The organism is Luteimonas notoginsengisoli, assembly GCF_042648885.1.
Classification (GTDB): domain Bacteria; phylum Pseudomonadota; class Gammaproteobacteria; order Xanthomonadales; family Xanthomonadaceae; genus Luteimonas; species Luteimonas notoginsengisoli.
The window spans coordinates 22,674-42,886 of sequence record NZ_JBHRYF010000004.1; the positions used below are offsets into that span (position 1 = coordinate 22,674).

Genomic DNA, 20,213 nt, shown 5'->3' on the forward strand with positions numbered 1-20,213 from the left:
GGAGCGGCCACGGCCGCGATGGGTCCGACCCGCGAAAGAGATCGCGGTCCTGGCTCCCCCCCGCGCTGTTCGCGCTGTCCTATTCGTAGCCAAGCGTCTTCAGGGCGGCCTCATCGTCGGACCAGCCTGCGCGCACGCGCACCCAGGTTTCCAGGAAAACCTTGCTGTCGAACAGTCGCTCCATCGCCTGGCGCGCCTTGGTGCCGATCTCGCGCAGGCGCGTGCCGCCCTTGCCGATCACGATCGCCTTCTGTCCGTCGCGCTCGACCCAGATCACCGCGCCAATGCGCAGCATCGTGCCGTCGACGGTGAACGATTCGATCTCCACCGTCGTCGCATACGGCAACTCGGCGCCCAGCTGGCGCATGAGCTGTTCGCGCACGAGTTCACCGGCAAGGAAGCGCTGGCTCTTGTCGGTGATCTCGTCCTCGCCGTACAGGGCCGGCTGCTCGGGCAGCAGCGCGAGCAGGGCGGCGACCAGTGCCTCCAGCCCGTTGCGCTTGAGCGCCGACACTGGATGCACGGCAGCGAAGTTCCGCCCCTCGGTGACCTTCTGCAGGTATGGCAACAGCATCGTCTTGTCGCGGATGCGGTCGACCTGGTTCACCGCCAACACCACCGGCACCCCGGCGTCGCGCAGCGCCTCGAAGGCGAGCGCGTCCTCGTCGTCCCAGCGCCCGGCCTCGACGACCAGGACCGCGGCATCGACGCCCTCGAGCGCGCCGCGGGCGGCACGGTTCATCATCCGGTGCATCGCGGTCGACGACTGCTTGCCCTCGCCGCGATGGATGCCGGGCGTGTCGACCAGCAGCAGCTGGCCTTCCGGGAAGGTGGCGATGCCCAGCAACCGGTGGCGCGTGGTCTGCGGGCGGTTGGAGACGATGCTGACCTTGGCGCCGACCAGGGCGTTGACCAGGGTGGACTTGCCGACATTGGGCCGGCCGATGACGGCGACGTGGCCGGCGCGGTGCGGGGGAGAATTCATGCGCGCATTGTAGGCGGGAGGCGGCGCGCCTTGTGGAGCGGGTTGGTTGGCAGGCGCCGGGCCTGCGCCACACACTGCCGGAGGCGTCGCGGCCGACGCCTAGGCGCGCTCGAGCTGTACCAGGATGGCGTCGGCAGCGGCCTGCTCCGCGGCGCGGCGCGATCCGCCCTCGCCTTCGGCGGTCAAGGCCGGTTCGACCAGCGTGCAGGCGACGCGGAACACTTTCGCGTGGTCGTCGCCCGATTCGGAGATCAGGTCGTAGGCGGGCAACGCCCGCTGCCGGGCCTGCAGCCATTCCTGCAGCCGCGTCTTGGCGTCCTTGCCGACCTTGCCGGCAGGCGTGTCGTTGATGGCGGCCTCGAACCACGGCAACACCACGGCGCGGCAGGCCTCGAACCCGGCATCGAGGTAGATCGCCCCTACCAGGGCCTCCAGCGCATCGGACAGGATCGAATCGCGGCGGTGGCCACCGGACTTCATCTCGCCCGGGCCAAGGATCAGCTTGGACCCCAGCTCGAGGGTGCGGGCGACGCCAGCCAGTGACGATTCGCGCACCAGTTCGGCGCGGGCCCGGGTCAGCGCGCCCTCGTCGGCCTTCGGCCAGCGCCGGTACAGCGCCTCGGCGACGATCAGGCCGACCACCGCGTCGCCGAGGAATTCCAGCCGTTCGTTGTGCGGGACTCCGGCGCTGCGATGGGTCATCGCCTGCGCGAGCAGGTCCTGGTCGGCGAAGGCGTGCCCGGCGAAGCGGATCGGTTCGACGTCAGCCGCCATCGCCCACGTTGGCCAGCTTCCCGTCGGCATGGAACCTTCCGACCACGTCGAGGTTGGCCACCAGCGCCTTGCGCACTTCGTAATCCACGGTCATGTCCCAGCCGGGACCGCCGTTCTGGCTCCGCTCGAGCTTCACGTTCTCGGGCTTCACGTTGTCCGAGTAGCTGATGTCGAGGCGGCGGAAGAACAGGTTCTTGATCCTGGCCGGATCCTGGTTGGCGATGCCGGGCTCGGCCTGCAGGCCCCTGAGCGCCTGCTTGACGGCGTAGTACTCGGAGTACATCGGGAACAGCTTCATGCCGATGTAGGCGAAGAAGCCGACCACGCCCAGGACGACCACAAAGCTCAGCAGCGTCATGCCGCGTTGCGTGCGTTTCATCAGTTTTCCCCCAGTGGATGTCTTGCCGCGGATCAGGGAATCCGGTTGCCGATCCGCGACGTGTCGAAGTTGTGCTTGCACAGGTTGGTGATGCTGTCGCAATTCAGCCAGACCAGGAACGCCTTGCCCCGGATGTTCTGCTCGGGCAGGAATCCCCAGAACCGGCTGTCGTCGCTTCTATCACGATTGTCGCCCATGACGAAATAGTGCCCGGCCGGAACCACCTGCGCGCCCCGCTCCCCCTGGTCGACGAACGGCAGGCGGTCGACCTCCAGCACCTGGTGCGGCCGGCCCGGGATGCGCTCGGTCAGCAGGCTGGCCCCGGTCATCTCGGCGCCGCTGCCCACCCCGACGTAGTCGCCCACGCGCTCGTAGCCGAACGGCTGGCCGTTCACGAACACCTGGTTGCCCTTGTACTCGATGGTGTCGCCCGGCAGCCCGATCACGCGCTTGATCCAGTCCTGCTCCGGGTGCTGCGGCGGCTTGAACACCACCACGTCGCCGCGCTCCGGCTCGCCGATCGGCACGATCTTGGCGTTGCTGATCGGCAGGCGCAGGCCATAGGCGAACTTGTTGACCAGGATGAAGTCGCCGGTCAGCAGGGTGGGCATCATCGAGTTCGATGGAATGCGGAACGGCTCGGCCACGAAACTGCGCAGTACCAGCACGATCGCCAGCACCGGGAAGAACGCCTTGGCGTAGTCCACGTACCACGGGTCCCGGCCATCGTCGAGCAAGCCGGCGTGCGCCGCCCGCCGTTGGGCGAGGAACAGCTTGTCCAGCAGCCAGACCAGGCCGCTGAGGAGGGTGAGGACGACCAGGGCGATTTCGAACCAGCGCATTGATGTTCCTTTGGAGCGGTCATCCGGACCGGGAATCTGGAACGGGAACAACAGGGGCGAACAATGAAGCCGTCGTCCCTGCGCGGCCGAGGCCACTGCCCGCGCCACGGGAAGTCCCTCGTTGCGCGCGGAATGAACGGCCTGCGGCCTGAACGATTCCCTTCCTGCTCCGATCCCCGGTTATTTGTCCTGCTGCAACACGGCGAGGAAGGCTTCCTGCGGGATCTCCACGCGGCCGACCTGCTTCATCCGCTTCTTGCCTTCCTTCTGCTTTTCCAGGAGCTTCTTCTTGCGACTCACGTCGCCACCATAGCATTTGGCCAGCACGTTCTTGCGCATCGCCTTGACCGTGGTGCGGGCGATGACCTGCGAGCCGACGGCGGCCTGGATCGCGACGTCGAACATCTGCCGCGGGATCAACTCCTTCATCTTTTCGGTGAGTTCGCGGCCGCGTCGGTCGGCGTGGCTGCGGTGCACGATCAGCGACAGCGCGTCGACCTTGTCGCCGTTGATCAGGGTGTCCACGCGCACGAACGGGCCGACGTCGAAGCGCAGGAAGTGGTAGTCCAGCGACGCGTAGCCGCGCGAGACGGACTTGAGGCGATCGAAGAAGTCCAGCACCACCTCCGCCATCGGCAGTTCGTAGGCCACCTGGACCTGGCTGCCCATGTAGGTGATGCCGATCTGCCGGCCGCGCTTCTCCTCGCACAGCGTGATCACGTTGCCGACGTAATCGGGCGGGGTCAGGATGTTGGCGCGAATGATCGGCTCGCGGACTTCCTCGATCTGGTTCACCGGCGGCAGCTTGGCCGGGTTGTCCAGCGGCAGGATCGTGCCATCGGTCTTCAGCACTTCGTAGATCACCGTCGGCGCGGTGCTGATCAGGTTGAGGTCGTATTCGCGCTCCAGGCGCTCCTGCACGATCTCCATGTGCAGCATGCCCAGGAACCCGCAGCGGAAGCCGAAGCCCATCGCCTCCGAGCTCTCGGGCTCGAAGCGCAGCGCGGCGTCGTTGAGCCGCAGCTTGTCCAGCGCTTCGCGCAGGTCCGGGTAGTCCTCGGCGTCGACCGGGAACAGGCCGGCGAACACGCGCGGCTGCATTTCCTGGAAGCCGGGCAGCGGCTTCGCGGCCGGGTCCGCGGCGAGGGTCAGCGTGTCGCCGACCGGCGCGCCGTGCACGTCCTTGATCGAAGCGTTGATCCAGCCCACCTCGCCGGCCCGCAGCGCCGGCATGTCCTTGCGCTTGGGCGTGAACACGCCGACCTTGTCCACCTGGTGCGTGCGCCCGGTGGACATCACCAGGATCTTGTCGCCGGACTTGATCTCACCCTGCATCACGCGCACCAGCGAGACCACGCCCAGGTAGTTGTCGAACCAGGAATCGATGATCAGCGCCTGCAGCTTGTCCGTGTCGCGCGGCTGCGGCGGCGGGATGCGTGTGACGATCGCCTCGAGCACGTCCTCGACGTTGAGCCCGGTCTTGGCGCTGACCGCAACGGCGTCGGACGCATCGATGCCGATCACCGCTTCGATCTCGGCCTTGGCCTTCTCGATGTCGGCGGTGGGCAGGTCGATCTTGTTGAGCACCGGCACCACTTCCAATCCCTGCTCGACCGCCGTGTAGCAGTTGGCGACCGACTGCGCCTCGACGCCCTGCGCGGCGTCCACCACGAGCAGCGCGCCCTCGCAGGCGGCCAGCGAACGGCTGACCTCGTAGCTGAAGTCGACGTGGCCGGGGGTGTCGATGAAGTTCAGGTGGTAGACCTGCCCGTCGCGCGCGGTGTACGGCAGCGACACGGACTGGGCCTTGATCGTGATGCCGCGCTCGCGCTCGATCGGATTGTTGTCGAGCACCTGCGATTCCATCTCGCGCGCGGTCAGGCCGCCACAGATCTGGATGATGCGGTCGGCCAGGGTCGATTTGCCGTGGTCGACGTGGGCGATGATGGAGAAATTGCGGATATTCCGCATCGGATCGGGCATGGGGAGGCGTCGGTGTCGGCCGACGTCGCGGCCTTGCGGGGTAAACGCGGCATTATCGCACGGCAGGCATGCCCGCTCCGGCCGCAGGCTACTCGGGCGCCCCGCGCGTGCCCTGGTGCGGCCACGCGCGGGGATCCGGCCAGGGCTGCGTGGGGACAGCCGGCGAAGCCGACGCTCACTCGGCGTCGTCGGCCCGCGGAGTCACCGCGAAGAAGCGGGTCGAATTCCCGCGGCGCACCAGCAGCATGACGGTCTGCCCGGGCTTCACGCCTGCCAGGGCGCGGCCGAGCCCGGACGCGCTGGAAACCGCCTGGTTGCCCACGCGCAGCACGATGTCGCCCGGCTGCAGGCCGGACTCGCGCGCGGCCAGGCCGTCGATGCGGGCAATGCCCACGCCTTCGTCCGGCTTCAGCCCCGCCTGCCGGCGAGCGTCGGCGTCGAGATCCTGGCCCACGATGCCCAGAGGATTGGCCGGGGTCTCCGGCTGGTCGCCCGGCCGGGAAGGACCGGGCTGGCGCGAAGCACCGGGAAGCAGGCTCGGGTCGAGTTCGCCCAGCGTGACCTGGATTTCCCGGGGCTTGCCATCGCGCAGGATGCCGAGCGTCGTCCTGGCTCCCGGGGCCATCGCGCCGATGATCGGCGGCAGGTCGCTCGACTGGCGGATCTGCGTGCCGTCGATGGAGCGGACCACGTCGCCGACGCGCAGGCCGGCCTTTTCGCCCGCGCTGCCCGGTGTGACCTCGTTGATCAGCGCGCCGCGCGTATCGGGAAGGCCCAGGCCCTTGGCCGACTCGGCGTCGATCGCCTGCAGCGTCACGCCGATCATGCCGCGGCTGACCTTGCCGGTTGCCTTGAGCTGCTTGACCGCGCCCATCGCCAGGTCGATCGGGATCGCGAAGCTGACGCCCATGTAGCCGCCGGAATTGCTGAAGATCTGCGAGTTGATGCCGATCACTTCGCCGTGCACGTTGAGCAGCGGGCCACCCGAGTTGCCCTGGTTGATCGCCACGTCGGTCTGGATGAAGGGCACGTACTTCTGCCCCGCGTAGGGATTGCTGCGCCCGACCGCGCTGACGATGCCCGCGGTGACCGAGTGATCGAGGCCGAAGGGCGAACCGATCGCGATCGCCCATTGTCCCGGCTTGAGTGCGTTGGAATCGCCGATGCGCAGCGCCGGCAGCCCGGTGGCGGCGATCTTGAGCAGGGCGACGTCGGACTGCTCGTCGCTGCCCACGACCTTGGCGGTGAACTCGCGGCCGTCGGACAGCTTGACCTTGACCTCGTCCGCGCCATCGACGACGTGGTGGTTGGTCAGCACGTAGCCGTCGGAGGAGATGATGAAGCCGCTGCCCATCGAAGCGCCGCGCGGCTGCGGGCCCTGCCTCGGACCGCCGGGAAAGGGAAAATCATCCGGGCCGAAGAAGCGGCGGAAGATGTCGGGGATGTCCGGCTGCGCCTGAACCTGGCGGGGAGCGGCCTTCGCGCCCATTTCCGCCATCACGTTGACCACGCCCGGGCCGACCTGCGCGACCAGCTGGGAAAAGTCCGGCAGGCCGGCGACCGGCGTTGGCGCCGAGGACACAGTGGACTGCTGCGCGGTGGCGACGGGAAGCACGACGGCCGTGGTCGCGGCGGCGGTGAGGGCGACCAGGACAGCGGTTTGCAGCGGGGCTTTCATCAGGGAAGCACCTTCAATATCGGCAGGGGAAAAAACATCGGTCGCCGCAGCGCCAACGAGGGCGGCGACGCGACAGCGGCCATGCGTGCCGCGGTCAGCGCGGCCCGCTGGCGGCAGGCGGCTGCTGGGCCGGCATCGGCTCCAGCTCCACGCGTGGTTCGAACGGATGGAAGGGATGTTCCTGCCGCGTTCGGCCATAGCTTGCGGAAAAGGCGCTGTCCGCGGCGAAGCCCGGCAGGATGGCCCGCGGCCATGGTCGCGGCTGGACCGGCTCGGCGGCGAACAGCGCGGTGACGGGGGCGGAGGGCTGGACATCGCCAGCGGCTGGCGCAAGCGGCGCGGAGGCCTGCGTCGGGGGCGAGGCGCTGGCGGCGGCCACCCGCATCGGGGATTGCGCCGCCGCGACGCGCCGCGATCGCGTCGCGGCCCGCTGCTGCTGGGCGCGCGCGGTGCGGCGTTCGACGGCGCGGCGCGGCACTTCGGCCACCGCGACCGCGGTGGCGAGCGTGCTGGCGGTGTCGGGCCCGGGCAGCGGCGCCGAAGGCGCTGGCCTGACCGGGATCACCGGCGATTCCACCGCGGCAGACGCACCCGCGCTCGCAACGACCTGGCTGTGCACGACCGGCTCGGTTTCGGGTCCCGCGACCTGGCGTCCGACGAACAGCGCCACCATCGCGACCGACGCGGCGAGCGCGGCGCCGCCGCCCCAGCGCGCCCAGCGCGGGTGCCTGGCCGCAACGGGCGCCTGCGCCGGCGATTCGTGCTGCTGCTGGCCGGCAATCGCATCGGCAATGCGCCGCGAAAAATCGGCCGGCAGCAGCGTATCGTGGCGGCCGCGCAGGATGTCGCCGCAGACCTGCCAGCGCTCCCAGCACGCGGCCAGGTCCCCGTCGTGCTCGAGCCGGCGCAGCATGAACTTGGCCTGGTCGGGCAGCAGTTCGCCGTCGAGCATCGCCGAAAGCTGTTGGCGATGGTGGTCGTCGAGTTTGTCGGTCTGTGGTTCGTTGCCTGGCTGGATCATTTCGTCACGCTGGGTCATCTGGCTGCACGTTCTGGCCGGCTTTCGACATCCATCAGCGGCCTGAGTTCCGCATCGATCGCTTCGCGGGCGCGAAAGATGCGCGAACGCACCGTGCCGATGGGGCAATCCATGCGCTGCGCGATCTCCTCGTAGCTCAGCCCCTCGACTTCACGCAGGGTGATGGCAGTGCGCAGTTCCTCTGGCAAGGCACCGACGGCCCGCATCACGACCTGCTCCATCTGCTGGCGAGCCAGCTCGCGCTCGGGCGTGTCCGTGTCGCGCAGGCGGATGCCCGAATCGAACTGCTCCGCGTCGCTGATCTCGATGTCATCGGTGGGCGGGCGGCGCTTGTGCGCGACGAGGTGGTTCTTGGCGGTATTCACGGCGATGCGGTGCAACCAGGTATAGAACTGGGCGTCACCGCGGAAATTCCCGATCGCGCGGTAGGCGCGAATGAAGGTGTCCTGGGCGACGTCCTGGCATTCGCTCCAGTCGCTGATGTAGCGCCCGATCAACGCCGCGATCCGGTGCTGGTACTTGCGCACCAGCAGGTCGAACGCTGCGCTGTCGCCACGCTGCACGCGGCGGACCAGTTCCTGGTCCAGGTCCTGTCCGGGTTGTGTGTCCACGACTTCGGCCATCGGGCCGGTGCTCCCTGGGGGCCCGGCCGTCAGGCTGGGCGGTATGACATGGGCGTGCGAAGGAAAGTTCCGGGCCATCCTCCAGTATCTGGGGACCGGGCGCGCCTGCCGCAAGACATGCCGTCGCGATCGGCCGTTGATCGGCGCGTTTCAAGCGCCGATTTGACGCCGATCGAACATCATCGGGATGATAACGGGCTCCCAGTCACCGTAACGGACCATTCCCATGATTGCAGGGCTCGACGGACTGCGCTTCAGCCACTGGCAAGCAGAGCAGCGCGACGACGGCATCGTCGTGCTCACGTTCGACCGCGCCGGCGAGTCGGTCAACACCTTCGCCCAGGACGTGCTGATCGAGCTGGAGGCGCTGCTCGAGCGCCTCTCGCTGGAACCGCCGAAGGGCCTGGTCCTGCGCTCGGGCAAGGCCAAGGGCTTCATCGCCGGCGCGGACATCCGCGAATTCCGGGAGTTCGACGCCAAGGGCACGATCGGCGATTCCATCCGTCGCGGCCAGCAGGTGTTCCAGCGCCTGGCCGAACTGCGCTGCCCCACGGTGTCGGCGATCCACGGCTTCTGCATGGGCGGCGGCACCGAGATCTCGCTGGCCTGCGACTACCGCGCGGCCTCGAACGACCCGTCCACCCGCATCGGCCTGCCGGAAGTGAAGCTCGGCATCTATCCCGGCTGGGGCGGCAGCGTGCGGCTGCCACGGCTGGTGGGCGCGCCTGCGGCATTCGACATGATGCTGACCGGCCGCACGCTGTCGGCCTCGGCCGCGAAGGCGATCGGACTGGTCGACAAGGTGGTCGAGCCGGCGCTGCTGATGGATGCCGCGGTCGCGCTGATCCTCAAGGGGGCCACGCGGCCGTTCAAGCAGCGCTTCCTCGCCTGGGCCACCAATACCTGGCCGGCGCGGCAGATCCTGGCGCCGCAGATGGCCAAGCAGGTCGCGCGCAAGGCGCGCCGCGAACACTATCCCGCGCCCTATGCGCTGATCGAGACCTGGCGCCGCAGCCGCGGCGGCACCCAGGCGCTGCTCGCCGCCGAGCGCAAGTCGGTGATCAAGCTGGCCGGCACGCCCACGGCCCGCAACCTGACCCGCGTGTTCTTCCTGCAGGAAAGGCTCAAGGGCATCGGCGGCAAGGACTCGGGCATCCGGCGCGTGCACGTGGTCGGTGCCGGCGTGATGGGTGGCGACATCGCGGCGTGGTCAGCCTACAAGGGCTTCGAGGTGACGCTGCAGGATCGTGAACAGCGCTTCATCGATGGCGCGCAGGTCCGTGCGCAGGAACTGTTTGCCAAGAAGGTGAAGGACGACGCGAAACGGCCCGAGGTCGCGGCGCGACTCAGGTCCGACCTCGCCGGCGACGGCATCCCCGAGGCGGACCTGGTGATCGAGGCGATCATCGAGCAGGCCGAGGCCAAGCGCGAGCTCTACGCCACGGTCGAGCCGCGACTGAAGCCCGATGCGCTGCTGACGACCAACACCTCGTCGATCCCGCTGCTCGAACTTCGCGGCCACATCCAGCGCCCGGCGCAGTTTGCCGGCCTGCACTACTTCAACCCGGTGGCGCTGATGCCGCTGGTGGAGATCATCCACCACGACGCGATGGCGCCCGAGACCGAACAGCGCCTCGCGGCGTTCTGCAAGGCGATCGACAAGCTGCCGGTACCGGTGGCGGGCACGCCTGGCTTCCTGGTCAACCGGCTGCTGTTCCCATACATGCTGGAAGCGGCGACCGCGTATTCGGAAGGCATTCCGGGCGCTGTGATCGACAAGGCCGCGGTGAAGTTCGGCATGCCGATGGGGCCGATCGAACTGATCGACACGGTGGGCCTGGATGTCGCTTCCGGCGTCGGCCAGGAACTTGCGCCGTTCCTCGGACTGCAGATCCCGCCTGCGCTGGCGACGCCGCCCGAACCCGGCAAGCGCGGCAAGAAGGACGGCCAGGGTCTGTACGCGTGGGCGGAAGGCAAGCCGAAGAAGCCCGAGGTACCGAAGGACTACAAGACGCCCGAGGATCTCGAGGACAGGTTGATCCTGCCCCTGCTCAACGAAGCCGTGGCCGCGCTGCACGATGGCGTGGTCGCCGACGCGGACCTGCTCGATGCCGGCGTGATCTTCGGCACCGGCTTCGCGCCGTTCCGCGGCGGCCCGATCCAGTACATCCGCGACACCGGCGCCGACGCGGTGCTCGCCCGGTTGCAGGCGTTGCAATCCAAGCACGGCGACCGCTTCGCGCCGCGCGCGGGCTGGGATTCGCCGGCGCTGCGCGGCTGAGGCGCGCACGCAACCGGAACCTGTCTTGTAGGAGCGGCTTCAGCCGCGAGCTCTTCGGCGTGATCCCGATTGTTGAACCGCGGAACCGCATGCCGCGGAACAGCGCCGGGAAGTCCCGAAAATCTCGCGGCTGAAGCCGCTCCTGCAACACTGCCGGAGCCTGCGAGTGACTGCACTCAGCGCCTGAACCAGCCCGCGATGCTGTAGCGGTCGTCGCGCGCCCAAGGGCTGACCAGCGTGACCTGGTGCATCTGCGGCACCCGGAACAGGCTCAGCGAGTTCCAGTGCGGCACGAACGTCTCGACGATGTCGCCGCCTTCGCCAAAGAACTGCAGTTGCCCACCCCAATCGGCCTGCCAGCCGCGACCCAGGTTGATGACGTAGGCGAACGCGCGGTCCTCGTCCCTCGCGCTGTCGTTGTGCATGTTGAGGAAATGGCCCGGCCGGTAGCGCGCCGCCATCGCGCTGACCATGCGGATGCGGCTGTCGCCGGTGAGCTCGTGCGTGAATTCGATGAACTGCGGGCTGTTGAGGAAATCCAGCACCACGTGCAGCAGCAGCCCCGGATCGCGGCCATCACGCAGCGCCTCGACCATGCGGTAGCGGTCGAACACGAACTCGAATCCGTCGCGCGCCCGCGCGTACGCCGCACGCAGCAGTTCGCCATCCTCGCGTGGCGCGGGAGGCGGCCCTTCCATCGCCAGGTCGGCGCGCTGCGACACCTCCCACGGCACCTCGTGTTCGAGGCACTCGCGAATGCGCTCGGCGGCGGAGGCCTGCAGGAAGTCGCGAACCTGCGCGCGACCGTCCCGCAGCAGGCGCGTGCGCCAGGGTTCGATTTCGAGTTCGTTGCTGATCATCGTCGCAATCGCCGTGGCGGCGGCCGCGCCGCGCCCGGCCTCGGGCCGGATGCATGCGGGCGCCGGCAGCCGGTCACATGGTGTGGGTCTGCTTGTCCGCGCCGAGCGCGCCGGCGAGCAGCGTTTCGATGCGGCCCCTGACCGTCTCGCCCTCGGGCGTATCGGCGAACTGCACGCCGACCCCAGCGGCGCGGTTGCCCTGCGCACCGGTCGGCGTGGCCCAGACCACCTTGCCGGCCACCGGCAGGCGCTCGCTGGATTCGGGCAGGGTCAGCAGCAGGAAGACTTCGTCGCCGAGGAAGTAGCGCTTGGGCGTGGGCACGAAGATGCCGCCGTGCTTGAGGTACGGCATGTAGGCCGCGTACAGCTGCGCCTTGTCCTTGACCGCCAGCGACAGGATGCCCTGTCTCGCGCCGCCCGCTGTTGCATTCATGCCCGCACGTCTCCCGTTGAATTCGATGCCGTCCATGACGCGCTATCCCGGCTCGCGGATAGGACGGCGCGGCCATCCTGGCCGTGCGTTGAAGATCGCAGCCGATCCGGACCGCGATCGGTTAAGCGCGGTCCTGCGCCCATGCCAGCAGCAGTTCGGTGACCGCGAGGTCGGCACGCACCGTGGTCTGCAGCAGCTCGCGGGTGCGATTGGCCGCGTCGAACCAGGCGGCCAGCTTCCGCATTCGCACTGGCGTGGTCAAGCTGGCGGCTTCGGCCAGCGCGAGATCGGCGGCATGGCGCAGGCGCATCGCCGCGTCGTCGCCCGCGGTCCAGCGCTGCGCGGCCTCCACCGCGCCCAGCTCGCCGCGCGCGAGCCTGCCGAGGTCGGCGGCCACTTCGCGCCGCAGTGCGATGCCGCCGTCGCGCAGCCAGGCATCGGCAAGTCCGGGATGGCCGCGCGCGGCGTCCAGCGCCTCGTCGGCGGCCTTGCCCGCGTGGCCCTGGGCCTGGAGCCAGACCGTCGCTTCGTCGCGCGGCGGGAGGCGGAACTCGAGCCGCTGGCAGCGGCTGCGGATGGTCGCCGACAGTTTTTCCGGGCGCGCGGTCACCAGCCACAGGTGGCGGCCGGGGACCGGTTCCTCCAGCGTCTTGAGCAGAGCGTTGCTGGCGGCATGGTTGATCATGTCGGCCGGATCGATGATCGCGACTTGCGCGCCGCCGAACTGCGGCGTCAGCGTCAGTTGTTCCGATAGCGCGCGGATCTGCTCGATGACGATCTCGGTGCGCAGCTTGGTCCCGTCCCTGGTCGGGACGAACGAGATGTCCATGAAATCGGGGTGGGTGCCGGCCGCCATCAGTTCGCAGCCGCGGCACCGGCCGCAAGGCGCCCCACCGGCGACGGATCGCGTACACATCAGGCGGCGCGCCAGCTGCAGCGCCACGGCGTGCTTGCCCATGTGCGCCGGGCCGCAGAACAGCTGCGCGTGCCCGAGTCTGCCTGCGTCCAGCGCCGCGGCCGCGTGGTCGTGGACCCGCCGCTGCCACGGCGCCAGTGCAGGCTCGGTCGGCTGCGTTGCGCTCACGCCGTCGCCTCGCGCCACGCACGCAGCTGCGCGGCGGCGTCCGCGGCGACGGCCGGCGCCGGCTGCGAAGCATCGATCACGCGGAACCGATTGGGTTCTGCCACGGCGCGGGCGCGATAGGTGGCGCGCACGCGTTCGAAGAACTCGTCGCGCTCGCGCTCGATGCGGTCGGGTCCATTGGCCCCGGTCGCCAGGTCGCGGCCGCGGGTGCGCTCACGCCCCTGGGCGACATCCACGTCCAGCAGCAGGGTCAGGCCCGGCTGCAGGCCCACCACCCGGCGCTCGAGTTCGGCGATGAAGTCGACGTCCAGGCCGCGACCGCCGCCCTGGTAGGCGTAGCTCGAATCGGTGAAGCGGTCGCTGATCACCCACGCCCCGCGCTCCAGTGCGGGGACGATGGTTTCACGCACGTGCTGGGCGCGTGCGGCGAACATCAGCAACAGCTCCGCTTCCGCCGCAGCCGGTTCGTGGGCGGGATCGAGCAGCAGGGCGCGGATCATTTCCGCCAGCGGGGTGCCGCCTGGCTCGCGGGTGTTGACCACTTCCGCGCCCTCGCGCTGCAGCCCGTCGCGCAGCGCGTGCAGCACGGTGGTCTTGCCGGCGCCCTCGCCGCCTTCCAACGAGACGAAGCGCGGGTGGGATCGCAACGTCGTCATTTCGGGCCGTATTGCGCGCGGTAGCGGCGGATGTACTCGCGCACCGCGGCCTGGTGCTCTGCCAGCGTCCTGGAGAACACGTGCTTGCCGGAGCCATCGCCGACCGCGACGAAGTACAGCGCGTCGCCGTCGGCGGGACTGGTGACCGCCCGCAGCGCGTCGGCGCCGACCATCGCGATCGGCGTCGGCGGCAGGCCGTCGCGGGTGTAGGTGTTGTAGGGCGTGTCGGCAAGCAGGTCGGCCTTGCGCAGGTTGCCGGCGTAGCGGCTGCCCATCCCGTAGATCACGGTGGGGTCGGTCTGCAGCCGCATGCCGAGCTCGAGACGGCGCAGGAACACCCCGGCGATCTGCGGCCGCTCGCTGGCGATGCCGGTTTCCTTCTCGACGATCGAGGCGAGCACCAGCGCCTCGTCCTTCGACTTCAAAGGCAGGTCCGCCGCGCGCGTCTGCCAGGCCGCGTCGAGCGCCTTGTCCAGGGCGTCGTGCGCGCGCCGAAGCAGATCCAGGTCGCTGTCGTTGCGCGTGTAGACGTAGGTCTCCGGCAGGAAGCGCCCCTCCGGGTGCTGGCCGGCGTGGCCGAGCGTCTTCATCAGCGCGGCATCATCGAGCTGGGCGCCCTGCTGCCGCAACGGCCTGGCCTTGGCCAACGCTGCGCGCAGCTGGCGGATGTTCCAGCCCTCGACGATGGTGAACCGGTACGACAGCACCTTGCCGTCGCGCATGTTCACCAGCAGCGTGCGCGGCGTGGTGCCCGGGTCGAGCGGATACTCGCCGACCTGGATCCTGCCGGCGGCCGCGAGCTGGCGCGCAAGCAGCTGCCATTCCAGGTCGTGGCCTTCGCTGACGCCCTGCGCGCGCAGGCGCTTGAGCATGCGCGCAAACGAGTCGCCCTGCTCGACCACCACGCTGTCCCCAGCCTGCACGCCGGCGAGCGGCGTGTCCGCGAAACCGGTGTAGCGGTCCCAGGCCCAGTAAGCGAACGCGCCGATCAGCAGCGCGGACAGCACGAAAAAGGCGCGCAGGCCGTGCCACCGCTTGCGCGGCGCGTTCATGGCACGGGGCCCGGAGAAAAGAGGGTCGGATGCATGGGCTCAGGATACCGTTCCTTCGCCCCCCTCGGGGCGCGATGGCGATCGCCAGATGGTTCTCCGGCAGCGCGGCGTCTGCTGGTTGCGAAACGCCGGCCGTGGGCGCCCGACTCGCGCCCCACCAACACCAACCGGCGTCCCGGTCCATGGGCTGCCGCGCTACGGGAACAGCGCCTTGAGCATTCCGCGCGCCTTGGCGCGGGTCTCGTCGAGCTCGCGCTGCGGATCTGAGTCGGCAACGATGCCCGCGCCGGTGCGAAAGCGCAGCCGGCTTCCGCCCTGTTCGCGATCCTCGATTTCGGCGCTGCGAATGAGGATGTTCAGGTCCAGGTCGCCGTCGCGGTTGAGCCAGCCCAGCGCACCGGTGTAGGCGCCGCGGCCGACGCCTTCGAGTTCAGCGATCACCTGCATGCAGCGCACCTTCGGGCAGCCGGTGATCGTGCCGCCGGGGAACACCGCGCGGATCACGCTGCCCGGTGTGGCATCGCCGCGCAGCCGTCCGCGCACGTTGCTGACGATGTGGTGCACGTGGGCGTAGCTCTCCACCGCCATCAGTTCGTCGACCTCGATGCTGCCGGGCACGCACACGCGGCCGAGGTCGTTGCGCTCCAGGTCGACCAGCATCACGTGTTCGGCGCGCTCCTTGGGATGGCCGACCAGTTCGCGAATGCGCGCGGTGTCGTCGTCGCCAGCGAAGCGCGGGCGCGTACCCGCGATCGGGCGCGTCTCGACCACGTCGCCGCGCACCGACACCAGACGTTCGGGCGAGGCGCTGACCACGGCCCAGCCCTCACCGGCGAGCAGGCCCGCGAACGGCGCGGGATTGGCTTCGCGCAGGCGCGCATGAAGCTGCCCCGGTTCGAGCGGCACATCGAACTGCGCCTGCCAGCCCCGCGACAGGTTGGCCTGGAAGACGTCGCCGGCGGCGAGGTAGTCGAGGATGCGGGCGACGCCATCGGTGAACGCGGCAGGCGGGTCCTCCACGCAACTTTGCGGCGGCAGCCATGGTGGCAACGCGGGCATCGCGGGCGTCGTCTCGATGTCGCCCGCGATGCGATCGAGCATGGCGTCGTGGCCCGCCTCCGCGACCGCCATGCATTCACCGGTCGCGTGGTCGCGCAGCACGGCGGCGGGACATCGCAGCGCCAGGGCCACTGGCAACCCGCCCGGCGCGGCGGGCAGGTCCAGCACCGGTTCGACCTGCGCAGCCAGTTCGTAGGCGAGGAACAGCGCCCAGCCGCCGCGGAAGGGCCAACGCGGTTCCTCGCGCAAAATTCTCAGGCGTTTCCACTGCGCGTCGAGCGCCGACAGGAAGTCTCCAGCGACCTCCACTTCCCCGGCGGCGCGCAACACGCCGTCCGCGCCCAGCGACAGCGAGCCTCCATCGGTCGCCAGCAGCAGGTCCCAGCGCCCCTGCGCGGTGCCATGGGCGACCGATTCGAGCAAGAGCGGATAGCGCCCGGGTGCGCGTCGGTGCAGGGCCAGGAGGTCGGTGTCCGCGGGGAGGTTTCGGATGACGAGCATCAGCGGATCAGCCTGCGATTGGTGCACGGCCCGGGACCTGGGCTGGCGTGGTCTTCCTGCTTGCGGCTAACGCAATTCCGCGCGCGTTTCACGACGACCGAATGGCGGTGAAATCGTGAAACCGATCCGGCTGCGCGACCGGATCCGATCCACCCGGTGGACCTGCAATGCGGTCCATCGTCGTTGTCCGCACGTCGCCCGTGCAAGGCACCGGACCGGCTGCAACGACCGGTCTGTCGCCCGACCTGCTTCCACGGCGGTTGCACCCCGCCGGGGCGCACGACCCGACGTGCCGTCGTCCTCAGACCCGACGGAACACCAGCGAGCCGTTGGTGCCGCCGAAGCCGAACGAGTTCGACATCGCGATCTCCACCTGCTTCTCGCGCGCGGTGTGCGGCACGTAGTCGAGGTCGCAGCCTTCGGACGGGTTGTCGAGATTGATCGTCGGCGGGATCACGCCGGTATGCAGGGCCATCGCCGAGAACACCGCCTCCACGCCGCCGGCTGCGCCGAGCAGGTGGCCGGTCATGGACTTGGTGGAGCTGACCATCGTCGCGTAGGCATGCTCGCCAAGCACGCTCTTGATGCCCATGGTTTCGGCCAGGTCGCCGGCGGGCGTGGAAGTGCCATGGGCGTTGATGTAACCGATCTCGGAAACGTCGATGCCCGCATCGCGGATCGCGTTGCGCATGCAGCGCGCGCCGCCTTCACCGTTCTCGCTGGGGGCGGTCATGTGGAAGGCGTCGCCGCTCATGCCGAAACCGGCGAGCTCGGCATAGATGCGCGCGCCGCGCGCCTTGGCGCGCTCGTATTCCTCGATCACCAGGATGCCCGCGCCGTCGCCCATGACGAAACCGTCCCGGCCTTCGTCCCAGGGGCGCGACGCGGCCTGCGGATCGTCGTTGCGGGTGGACAGCGCCTTCATCGCGCAGAAGCCGCCGACCGACGTCGGCGTGGTGGCGTACTCGGCGCCGCCGGCGATCATCGCCTCGGCCTCGCCGTACTGGATCATGCGCATCGCCAGGCCGATGTTGTGGGTGGCCGTGGTGCACGCCGTCACCGCGGCGATGTTCGGCCCCTTGGCGCCGGTCATGATCGAGACCTGGCCGGCGATCATGTTGATGATCGTGCTGGGCACGTAGAACGGCGACACCTTGCGCGGGCCGCCCTCGTGGTACTTGATCGTGGTTTCCTCGATGCCCTTCAGGCCACCGATGCCGGCGCCAATGGCCACGCCGATGTTCTCGGGGTCGGCGGCGATGTCGAGCCCGGCGTCCTGGATCGCCATCATCGAAGCGGCCACGCCGTAGTGCACGAAGGGATCCATCTTCTTGATGTCCTTCGCCGCGATCCAGGCAGCCGGATCGAAATTCTTCACTTCGCCGGAGATGCGCGTGGCAAAGGCCGAGGCGTCGAAGTGGGTGATCGGGCCGATCCCGGAACGGCCGTTGACGATGCCGTCCCAGCTCGAGGCCAGGTCGTTGCCGACCGGCGACAGGATGCCGAGACCCGTGATGACGACGCGACGCTTTGACATTGCAGGCTCCGGTTGCGGATTCGATTGCGATGCGCGTCCCGCGTCGCGGCGGGTGTGCGCCAGAAACGCCCGAGGCCGCAAGTGCGGCCCCGGTCAGTCACGACACGGCGGCAGGTGCGCGTGCCCCTTGCCGCCGTGCAGGCCCGGCGCAGGCGCCGGGCATGTCCCAAGGACGTCAGGCCTTGACGTGGGCCTTGATGTAGTCGATCGCCTGCTGCACCGAGGTGATCTTCTCGGCTTCCTCGTCCGGGATCTCGCACTCGAACTCTTCCTCGAGCGCCATCACCAGTTCGACGGTGTCCAGCGAGTCGGCACCGAGATCGTCGACGAAGGAAGCGCTGTTGCTGACTTCTTCTTCCTTGACACCCAGTTGTTCGACGACGATTTTCTTGACGCGTTCTTCGATGCTGCTCATTGGCTGTTGGCTCCGGTGGAGGCTGTTTCAAGGGATAGTGTAAGGGAAAGCCGGGCGCTGGACACTGCGTTGGCGTCCCCTTTTCGTTCAAGGGCTTGCGCCCCCTTTCCTGCAGTAGATCCGGTCGACCGGCAACCCTGCGGGGTCACGGCATGTACATGCCGCCGTTGACGTGCAGCGTTTCGCCGGTGATGTAGGCCGCCGACGGGCCGGCGAGGAAGGCCACGGCCTGCGCGATGTCAGACGGTTCGCCAAGGCGTCCGAGCGCGATCTGCCCGACGAGCGCCTGCTTCGAGGCTTCGGGCAGGTCACGGGTCATGTCGGTGGCGATGAATCCAGGGGCGACCACGTTGACCGTGACGCCGCGCGATCCGATTTCCTTCGCCATCGATTTACTGAATGCGATGATGCCGGCCTTCGCTGCGGCGTAGTTGGCCTGGCCTGCATTGCCGGTCACGCCGACAACCGAGGCGATGTTGATGATGCGGCCGCGACGCGCCTTCATCATTCCGCGCATGACCGCCTTGCAGCTGCGATAGACGCTGGTGAGGTTGGTGTCGAGGATGGCCTGCCATTCCTCGTCCTTCATCCGCAGCAACAGGTTGTCGCGGGTGATGCCCGCGTTGTTGACCAGGATGGAGATGCCGCCGAAGTCCTTGCCGATGGCATCGATGAGCGATTCGATCCCGCCCGCTTCGCCGACATCGAGCCTGCGGCCGTGCCCGCCCGAAGCAGCGAGGCGTTCGCCGATGGCGCTCGCACCGGCGTCGCTGGTCGCGGTCCCGATCACGGTCGCGCCGCGCGCCGCCAGTTCGTCCGCGATTGCCGCGCCGATGCCGCGGCTGGCGCCGGTGACGAGCGCGATTTCGCCGGTCAGTGTCTTGTCCATCGTGGATTCCTCGAATGACATGTGTGCGCCGCGGAACTGCGCGGGTCGGTGCGGAAGTGCTCAGGTGCCTTGGCGGGATAATGCCGGCGCGAAGTTGGCGCCGCTGCCTGGTCCCGGGTCAGGCCTTCCAGTCCGCTATGGCGGCCTCGAAGTCGCCGGGAGTTCCCAGCGTACGTGCGTCGAGCGACTTGTCGATGCGCCTGGCCAACCCGGTCAGCACCTTGCCGGGGCCGCACTCGGCCACGCGCGTGACGCCCATGCCCGCGAGCGCTTGCACCACGCCGCTCCACTGCACCGGAAGATAAAGCTGTCGCACCAGCGCATCGCGGATCGACTGGAGTCCTTCGTGCACTTCGGCGTCCACGTTCTGCACGATCGGCAGCTGCGGCTCGCGCCACGACAGCGCGGCCATGGTCTCGGACAGGCGATTGGCCGCCTCGCGCATGAGCGGCGTGTGCGACGGCACGCTGACCGCGAGTTTCACGGTCTTGCGGACGCCCTGCTCCGCCAGCAGCGCAAGCGCGCGGTCGACCGCGGCCGCGTGGCCGCCAATGACGATCTGGCCGGGCGAGTTGTAGTTGGCAGGCACCACCACTTGGTCGCCCGACGCTTCGCTGCAGGCGCTGCGCACGGTTTCGTCGTCGGCGCCGATCACCGCCGCCATCGCGCCGCTGCCGGCAGGCGCGGCTTCCTGCATCAGCTGGCCGCGGATGCGCACCAGGTGCGCGGCGTCGCGCAGCGACAGCATGTCGGCCGCGACCAGCGCGGTGTATTCGCCGAGGCTGTGGCCCGCCAGCGCAAGCGGCGTCGCCCCACCCTGCTGCTGCCACAGACGCCACACGGCGGCGCCGGCGGCGAGCAACGCAGGCTGCGTGTACTCGGTCCGGTTGAGCTGTTCCTCGGGCCCCTGCTGCGACAGCGCCCACAGGTCGGCACCGGCGCCATCGGAAGCCTCGGCGAAGGTTTCGCGCACCAGCGGATGCAGCTCCGAAAGTTCGGCCAGCATCGCCAGCGACTGCGAGCCCTGGCCCGGGAACACGAAAGCGAGCGTGGAAGCGGTCAAGCGCCAATCCTGCGGAAAAAGCGAGCCGCGATGATACGGGCGAACCGGCGCCGATGTCTGTACCCGGGCGTATTGTCACG

Annotated in this window: 19 protein-coding genes; 1 reads left to right on the forward strand and 18 read right to left on the reverse strand. The window is 69.0% G+C overall.

All coding sequences use genetic code 11. The features are described 5' to 3' along the window. Positions 1–79: 79 nt before the first annotated feature. The 8 genes from era to rpoE form a co-directional block, all read right to left on the reverse strand. Positions 80–985: a GTPase Era gene (gene era / locus ACFOM9_RS07445; RefSeq protein WP_386708403.1), complete on the reverse strand. Its 906-nt coding sequence runs from the start codon at positions 983–985 to the stop codon at positions 80–82. A gap of 99 nt (positions 986–1,084) precedes the next feature. Next, positions 1,085–1,759, reverse strand: a complete 675-nt coding sequence (gene rnc, locus ACFOM9_RS07450) for a ribonuclease III (protein WP_386708636.1) — start codon at positions 1,757–1,759, stop codon at positions 1,085–1,087. Next, entirely contained in the window at positions 1,749–2,138 is a 390-nt protein-coding gene (locus tag ACFOM9_RS07455) for a DUF4845 domain-containing protein (RefSeq protein WP_386708406.1), read from the reverse strand. The genes rnc and ACFOM9_RS07455 overlap by 11 nt, the downstream gene beginning before the upstream one ends. Positions 2,139–2,170: 32 nt before the next feature. Further along, the gene (lepB, locus tag ACFOM9_RS07460; RefSeq protein WP_386708409.1) at positions 2,171–2,980 is read right to left on the reverse strand and encodes a signal peptidase I; all 810 of its coding nucleotides are present in this window, start codon (positions 2,978–2,980) and stop codon (positions 2,171–2,173) included. A gap of 180 nt (positions 2,981–3,160) precedes the next feature. After that, positions 3,161–4,951, reverse strand: coding sequence for a translation elongation factor 4 (gene lepA / locus ACFOM9_RS07465; RefSeq protein WP_386708412.1), 1,791 nt, complete (start codon positions 4,949–4,951; stop codon positions 3,161–3,163). Between the two features lie 187 nt (positions 4,952–5,138). Continuing rightward, positions 5,139–6,641 (reverse strand): DegQ family serine endoprotease, encoded by a 1,503-nt coding sequence (locus ACFOM9_RS07470; protein ID WP_386708415.1) that lies wholly within the window; start codon positions 6,639–6,641, stop codon positions 5,139–5,141. A 94-nt stretch (positions 6,642–6,735) separates the two neighbouring features. Next, positions 6,736–7,680 carry an RseA family anti-sigma factor gene (locus tag ACFOM9_RS07475; RefSeq protein ID WP_386708418.1) on the reverse strand — a complete coding sequence of 315 codons (945 nt, stop codon included), beginning with the start codon at positions 7,678–7,680 and terminating at the stop codon, positions 6,736–6,738. Beyond that, positions 7,677–8,303 carry an RNA polymerase sigma factor RpoE gene (rpoE, locus tag ACFOM9_RS07480; protein ID WP_386708639.1) on the reverse strand — a complete coding sequence of 209 codons (627 nt, stop codon included), beginning with the start codon at positions 8,301–8,303 and terminating at the stop codon, positions 7,677–7,679. Before rpoE ends, ACFOM9_RS07475 begins: the two co-directional genes overlap by 4 nt. A 226-nt stretch (positions 8,304–8,529) precedes the next feature. Between rpoE and ACFOM9_RS07485 the strand changes: the two genes are divergently transcribed. Further along, positions 8,530–10,584 carry a 3-hydroxyacyl-CoA dehydrogenase NAD-binding domain-containing protein gene (locus ACFOM9_RS07485; protein ID WP_386708421.1) on the forward strand — a complete coding sequence of 685 codons (2,055 nt, stop codon included), beginning with the start codon at positions 8,530–8,532 and terminating at the stop codon, positions 10,582–10,584. A gap of 176 nt (positions 10,585–10,760) precedes the next feature. On the opposite strand, the gene ACFOM9_RS07490 is transcribed toward ACFOM9_RS07485, so the two are convergent. From ACFOM9_RS07490 to fabD, 10 genes are all read right to left on the reverse strand, one after another. Further along, positions 10,761–11,444 (reverse strand): 2OG-Fe(II) oxygenase, encoded by a 684-nt coding sequence (locus ACFOM9_RS07490; protein WP_386708424.1) that lies wholly within the window; start codon positions 11,442–11,444, stop codon positions 10,761–10,763. Positions 11,445–11,517: 73 nt separating this feature from the next. Then, on the reverse strand, positions 11,518–11,877 hold the full coding sequence (locus tag ACFOM9_RS07495) for a PilZ domain-containing protein (protein ID WP_386708427.1): 360 nt from the start codon (positions 11,875–11,877) through the stop codon (positions 11,518–11,520). 121 nt (positions 11,878–11,998) lie between these two features. Next, positions 11,999–12,961, reverse strand: coding sequence for a DNA polymerase III subunit delta' (locus ACFOM9_RS07500; RefSeq protein WP_386708430.1), 963 nt, complete (start codon positions 12,959–12,961; stop codon positions 11,999–12,001). Next, on the reverse strand, positions 12,958–13,617 hold the full coding sequence (gene tmk / locus ACFOM9_RS07505; RefSeq protein WP_386708433.1) for a dTMP kinase: 660 nt from the start codon (positions 13,615–13,617) through the stop codon (positions 12,958–12,960). Before tmk ends, ACFOM9_RS07500 begins: the two co-directional genes overlap by 4 nt. Continuing rightward, positions 13,614–14,669, reverse strand: coding sequence for an endolytic transglycosylase MltG (gene mltG, locus ACFOM9_RS07510; protein WP_386708436.1), 1,056 nt, complete (start codon positions 14,667–14,669; stop codon positions 13,614–13,616). Before mltG ends, tmk begins: the two co-directional genes overlap by 4 nt. 195 nt (positions 14,670–14,864) lie before the next feature. Next, positions 14,865–16,229 carry an aminodeoxychorismate synthase component I gene (locus ACFOM9_RS07515; protein WP_386708438.1) on the reverse strand — a complete coding sequence of 455 codons (1,365 nt, stop codon included), beginning with the start codon at positions 16,227–16,229 and terminating at the stop codon, positions 14,865–14,867. Positions 16,230–16,530: 301 nt separating this feature from the next. Beyond that, positions 16,531–17,766, reverse strand: coding sequence for a beta-ketoacyl-ACP synthase II (gene fabF, locus ACFOM9_RS07520; RefSeq protein ID WP_386708441.1), 1,236 nt, complete (start codon positions 17,764–17,766; stop codon positions 16,531–16,533). Positions 17,767–17,941: 175 nt separating this feature from the next. After that, positions 17,942–18,181 carry an acyl carrier protein gene (gene acpP / locus ACFOM9_RS07525; RefSeq protein ID WP_027081355.1) on the reverse strand — a complete coding sequence of 80 codons (240 nt, stop codon included), beginning with the start codon at positions 18,179–18,181 and terminating at the stop codon, positions 17,942–17,944. A gap of 145 nt (positions 18,182–18,326) precedes the next feature. Further along, positions 18,327–19,070 carry a 3-oxoacyl-ACP reductase FabG gene (gene fabG, locus ACFOM9_RS07530; RefSeq protein ID WP_386708445.1) on the reverse strand — a complete coding sequence of 248 codons (744 nt, stop codon included), beginning with the start codon at positions 19,068–19,070 and terminating at the stop codon, positions 18,327–18,329. Between the two features lie 118 nt (positions 19,071–19,188). Continuing rightward, positions 19,189–20,133: an ACP S-malonyltransferase gene (gene fabD / locus ACFOM9_RS07535; protein WP_386708448.1), complete on the reverse strand. Its 945-nt coding sequence runs from the start codon at positions 20,131–20,133 to the stop codon at positions 19,189–19,191. Between the last annotated feature and the right edge of the window lie 80 nt (positions 20,134–20,213).

Bases quoted from the DNA above. Each gene is read 5' to 3' on its own strand.
- era (WP_386708403.1), bottom strand. From the start codon at position 985: ATGAATTCTCCCCCGCACCGCGCCGGCCACGTCGCCGTCATCGGCCGG.
- rnc (WP_386708636.1), bottom strand. From the start codon at position 1,759: ATGGCGGCTGACGTCGAACCGATCCGCTTCGCCGGGCACGCCTTCGCC.
- ACFOM9_RS07455 (WP_386708406.1), bottom strand. From the start codon at position 2,138: ATGAAACGCACGCAACGCGGCATGACGCTGCTGAGCTTTGTGGTCGTC.
- lepB (WP_386708409.1), bottom strand. From the start codon at position 2,980: ATGCGCTGGTTCGAAATCGCCCTGGTCGTCCTCACCCTCCTCAGCGGC.
- lepA (WP_386708412.1), bottom strand. From the start codon at position 4,951: ATGCGGAATATCCGCAATTTCTCCATCATCGCCCACGTCGACCACGGC.
- ACFOM9_RS07470 (WP_386708415.1), bottom strand. From the start codon at position 6,641: ATGAAAGCCCCGCTGCAAACCGCTGTCCTGGTCGCCCTCACCGCCGCC.
- ACFOM9_RS07475 (WP_386708418.1), bottom strand. From the start codon at position 7,680: ATGACCCAGCGTGACGAAATGATCCAGCCAGGCAACGAACCACAGACC.
- rpoE (WP_386708639.1), bottom strand. From the start codon at position 8,303: ATGGCCGAAGTCGTGGACACACAACCCGGACAGGACCTGGACCAGGAA.
- ACFOM9_RS07485 (WP_386708421.1), top strand. From the start codon at position 8,530: ATGATTGCAGGGCTCGACGGACTGCGCTTCAGCCACTGGCAAGCAGAG.
- ACFOM9_RS07490 (WP_386708424.1), bottom strand. From the start codon at position 11,444: ATGATCAGCAACGAACTCGAAATCGAACCCTGGCGCACGCGCCTGCTG.
- ACFOM9_RS07495 (WP_386708427.1), bottom strand. From the start codon at position 11,877: ATGAATGCAACAGCGGGCGGCGCGAGACAGGGCATCCTGTCGCTGGCG.
- tmk (WP_386708433.1), bottom strand. From the start codon at position 13,617: ATGACGACGTTGCGATCCCACCCGCGCTTCGTCTCGTTGGAAGGCGGC.
- mltG (WP_386708436.1), bottom strand. From the start codon at position 14,669: ATGAACGCGCCGCGCAAGCGGTGGCACGGCCTGCGCGCCTTTTTCGTG.
- ACFOM9_RS07515 (WP_386708438.1), bottom strand. From the start codon at position 16,229: ATGCTCGTCATCCGAAACCTCCCCGCGGACACCGACCTCCTGGCCCTG.
- fabF (WP_386708441.1), bottom strand. From the start codon at position 17,766: ATGTCAAAGCGTCGCGTCGTCATCACGGGTCTCGGCATCCTGTCGCCG.
- acpP (WP_027081355.1), bottom strand. From the start codon at position 18,181: ATGAGCAGCATCGAAGAACGCGTCAAGAAAATCGTCGTCGAACAACTG.
- fabG (WP_386708445.1), bottom strand. From the start codon at position 19,070: ATGGACAAGACACTGACCGGCGAAATCGCGCTCGTCACCGGCGCCAGC.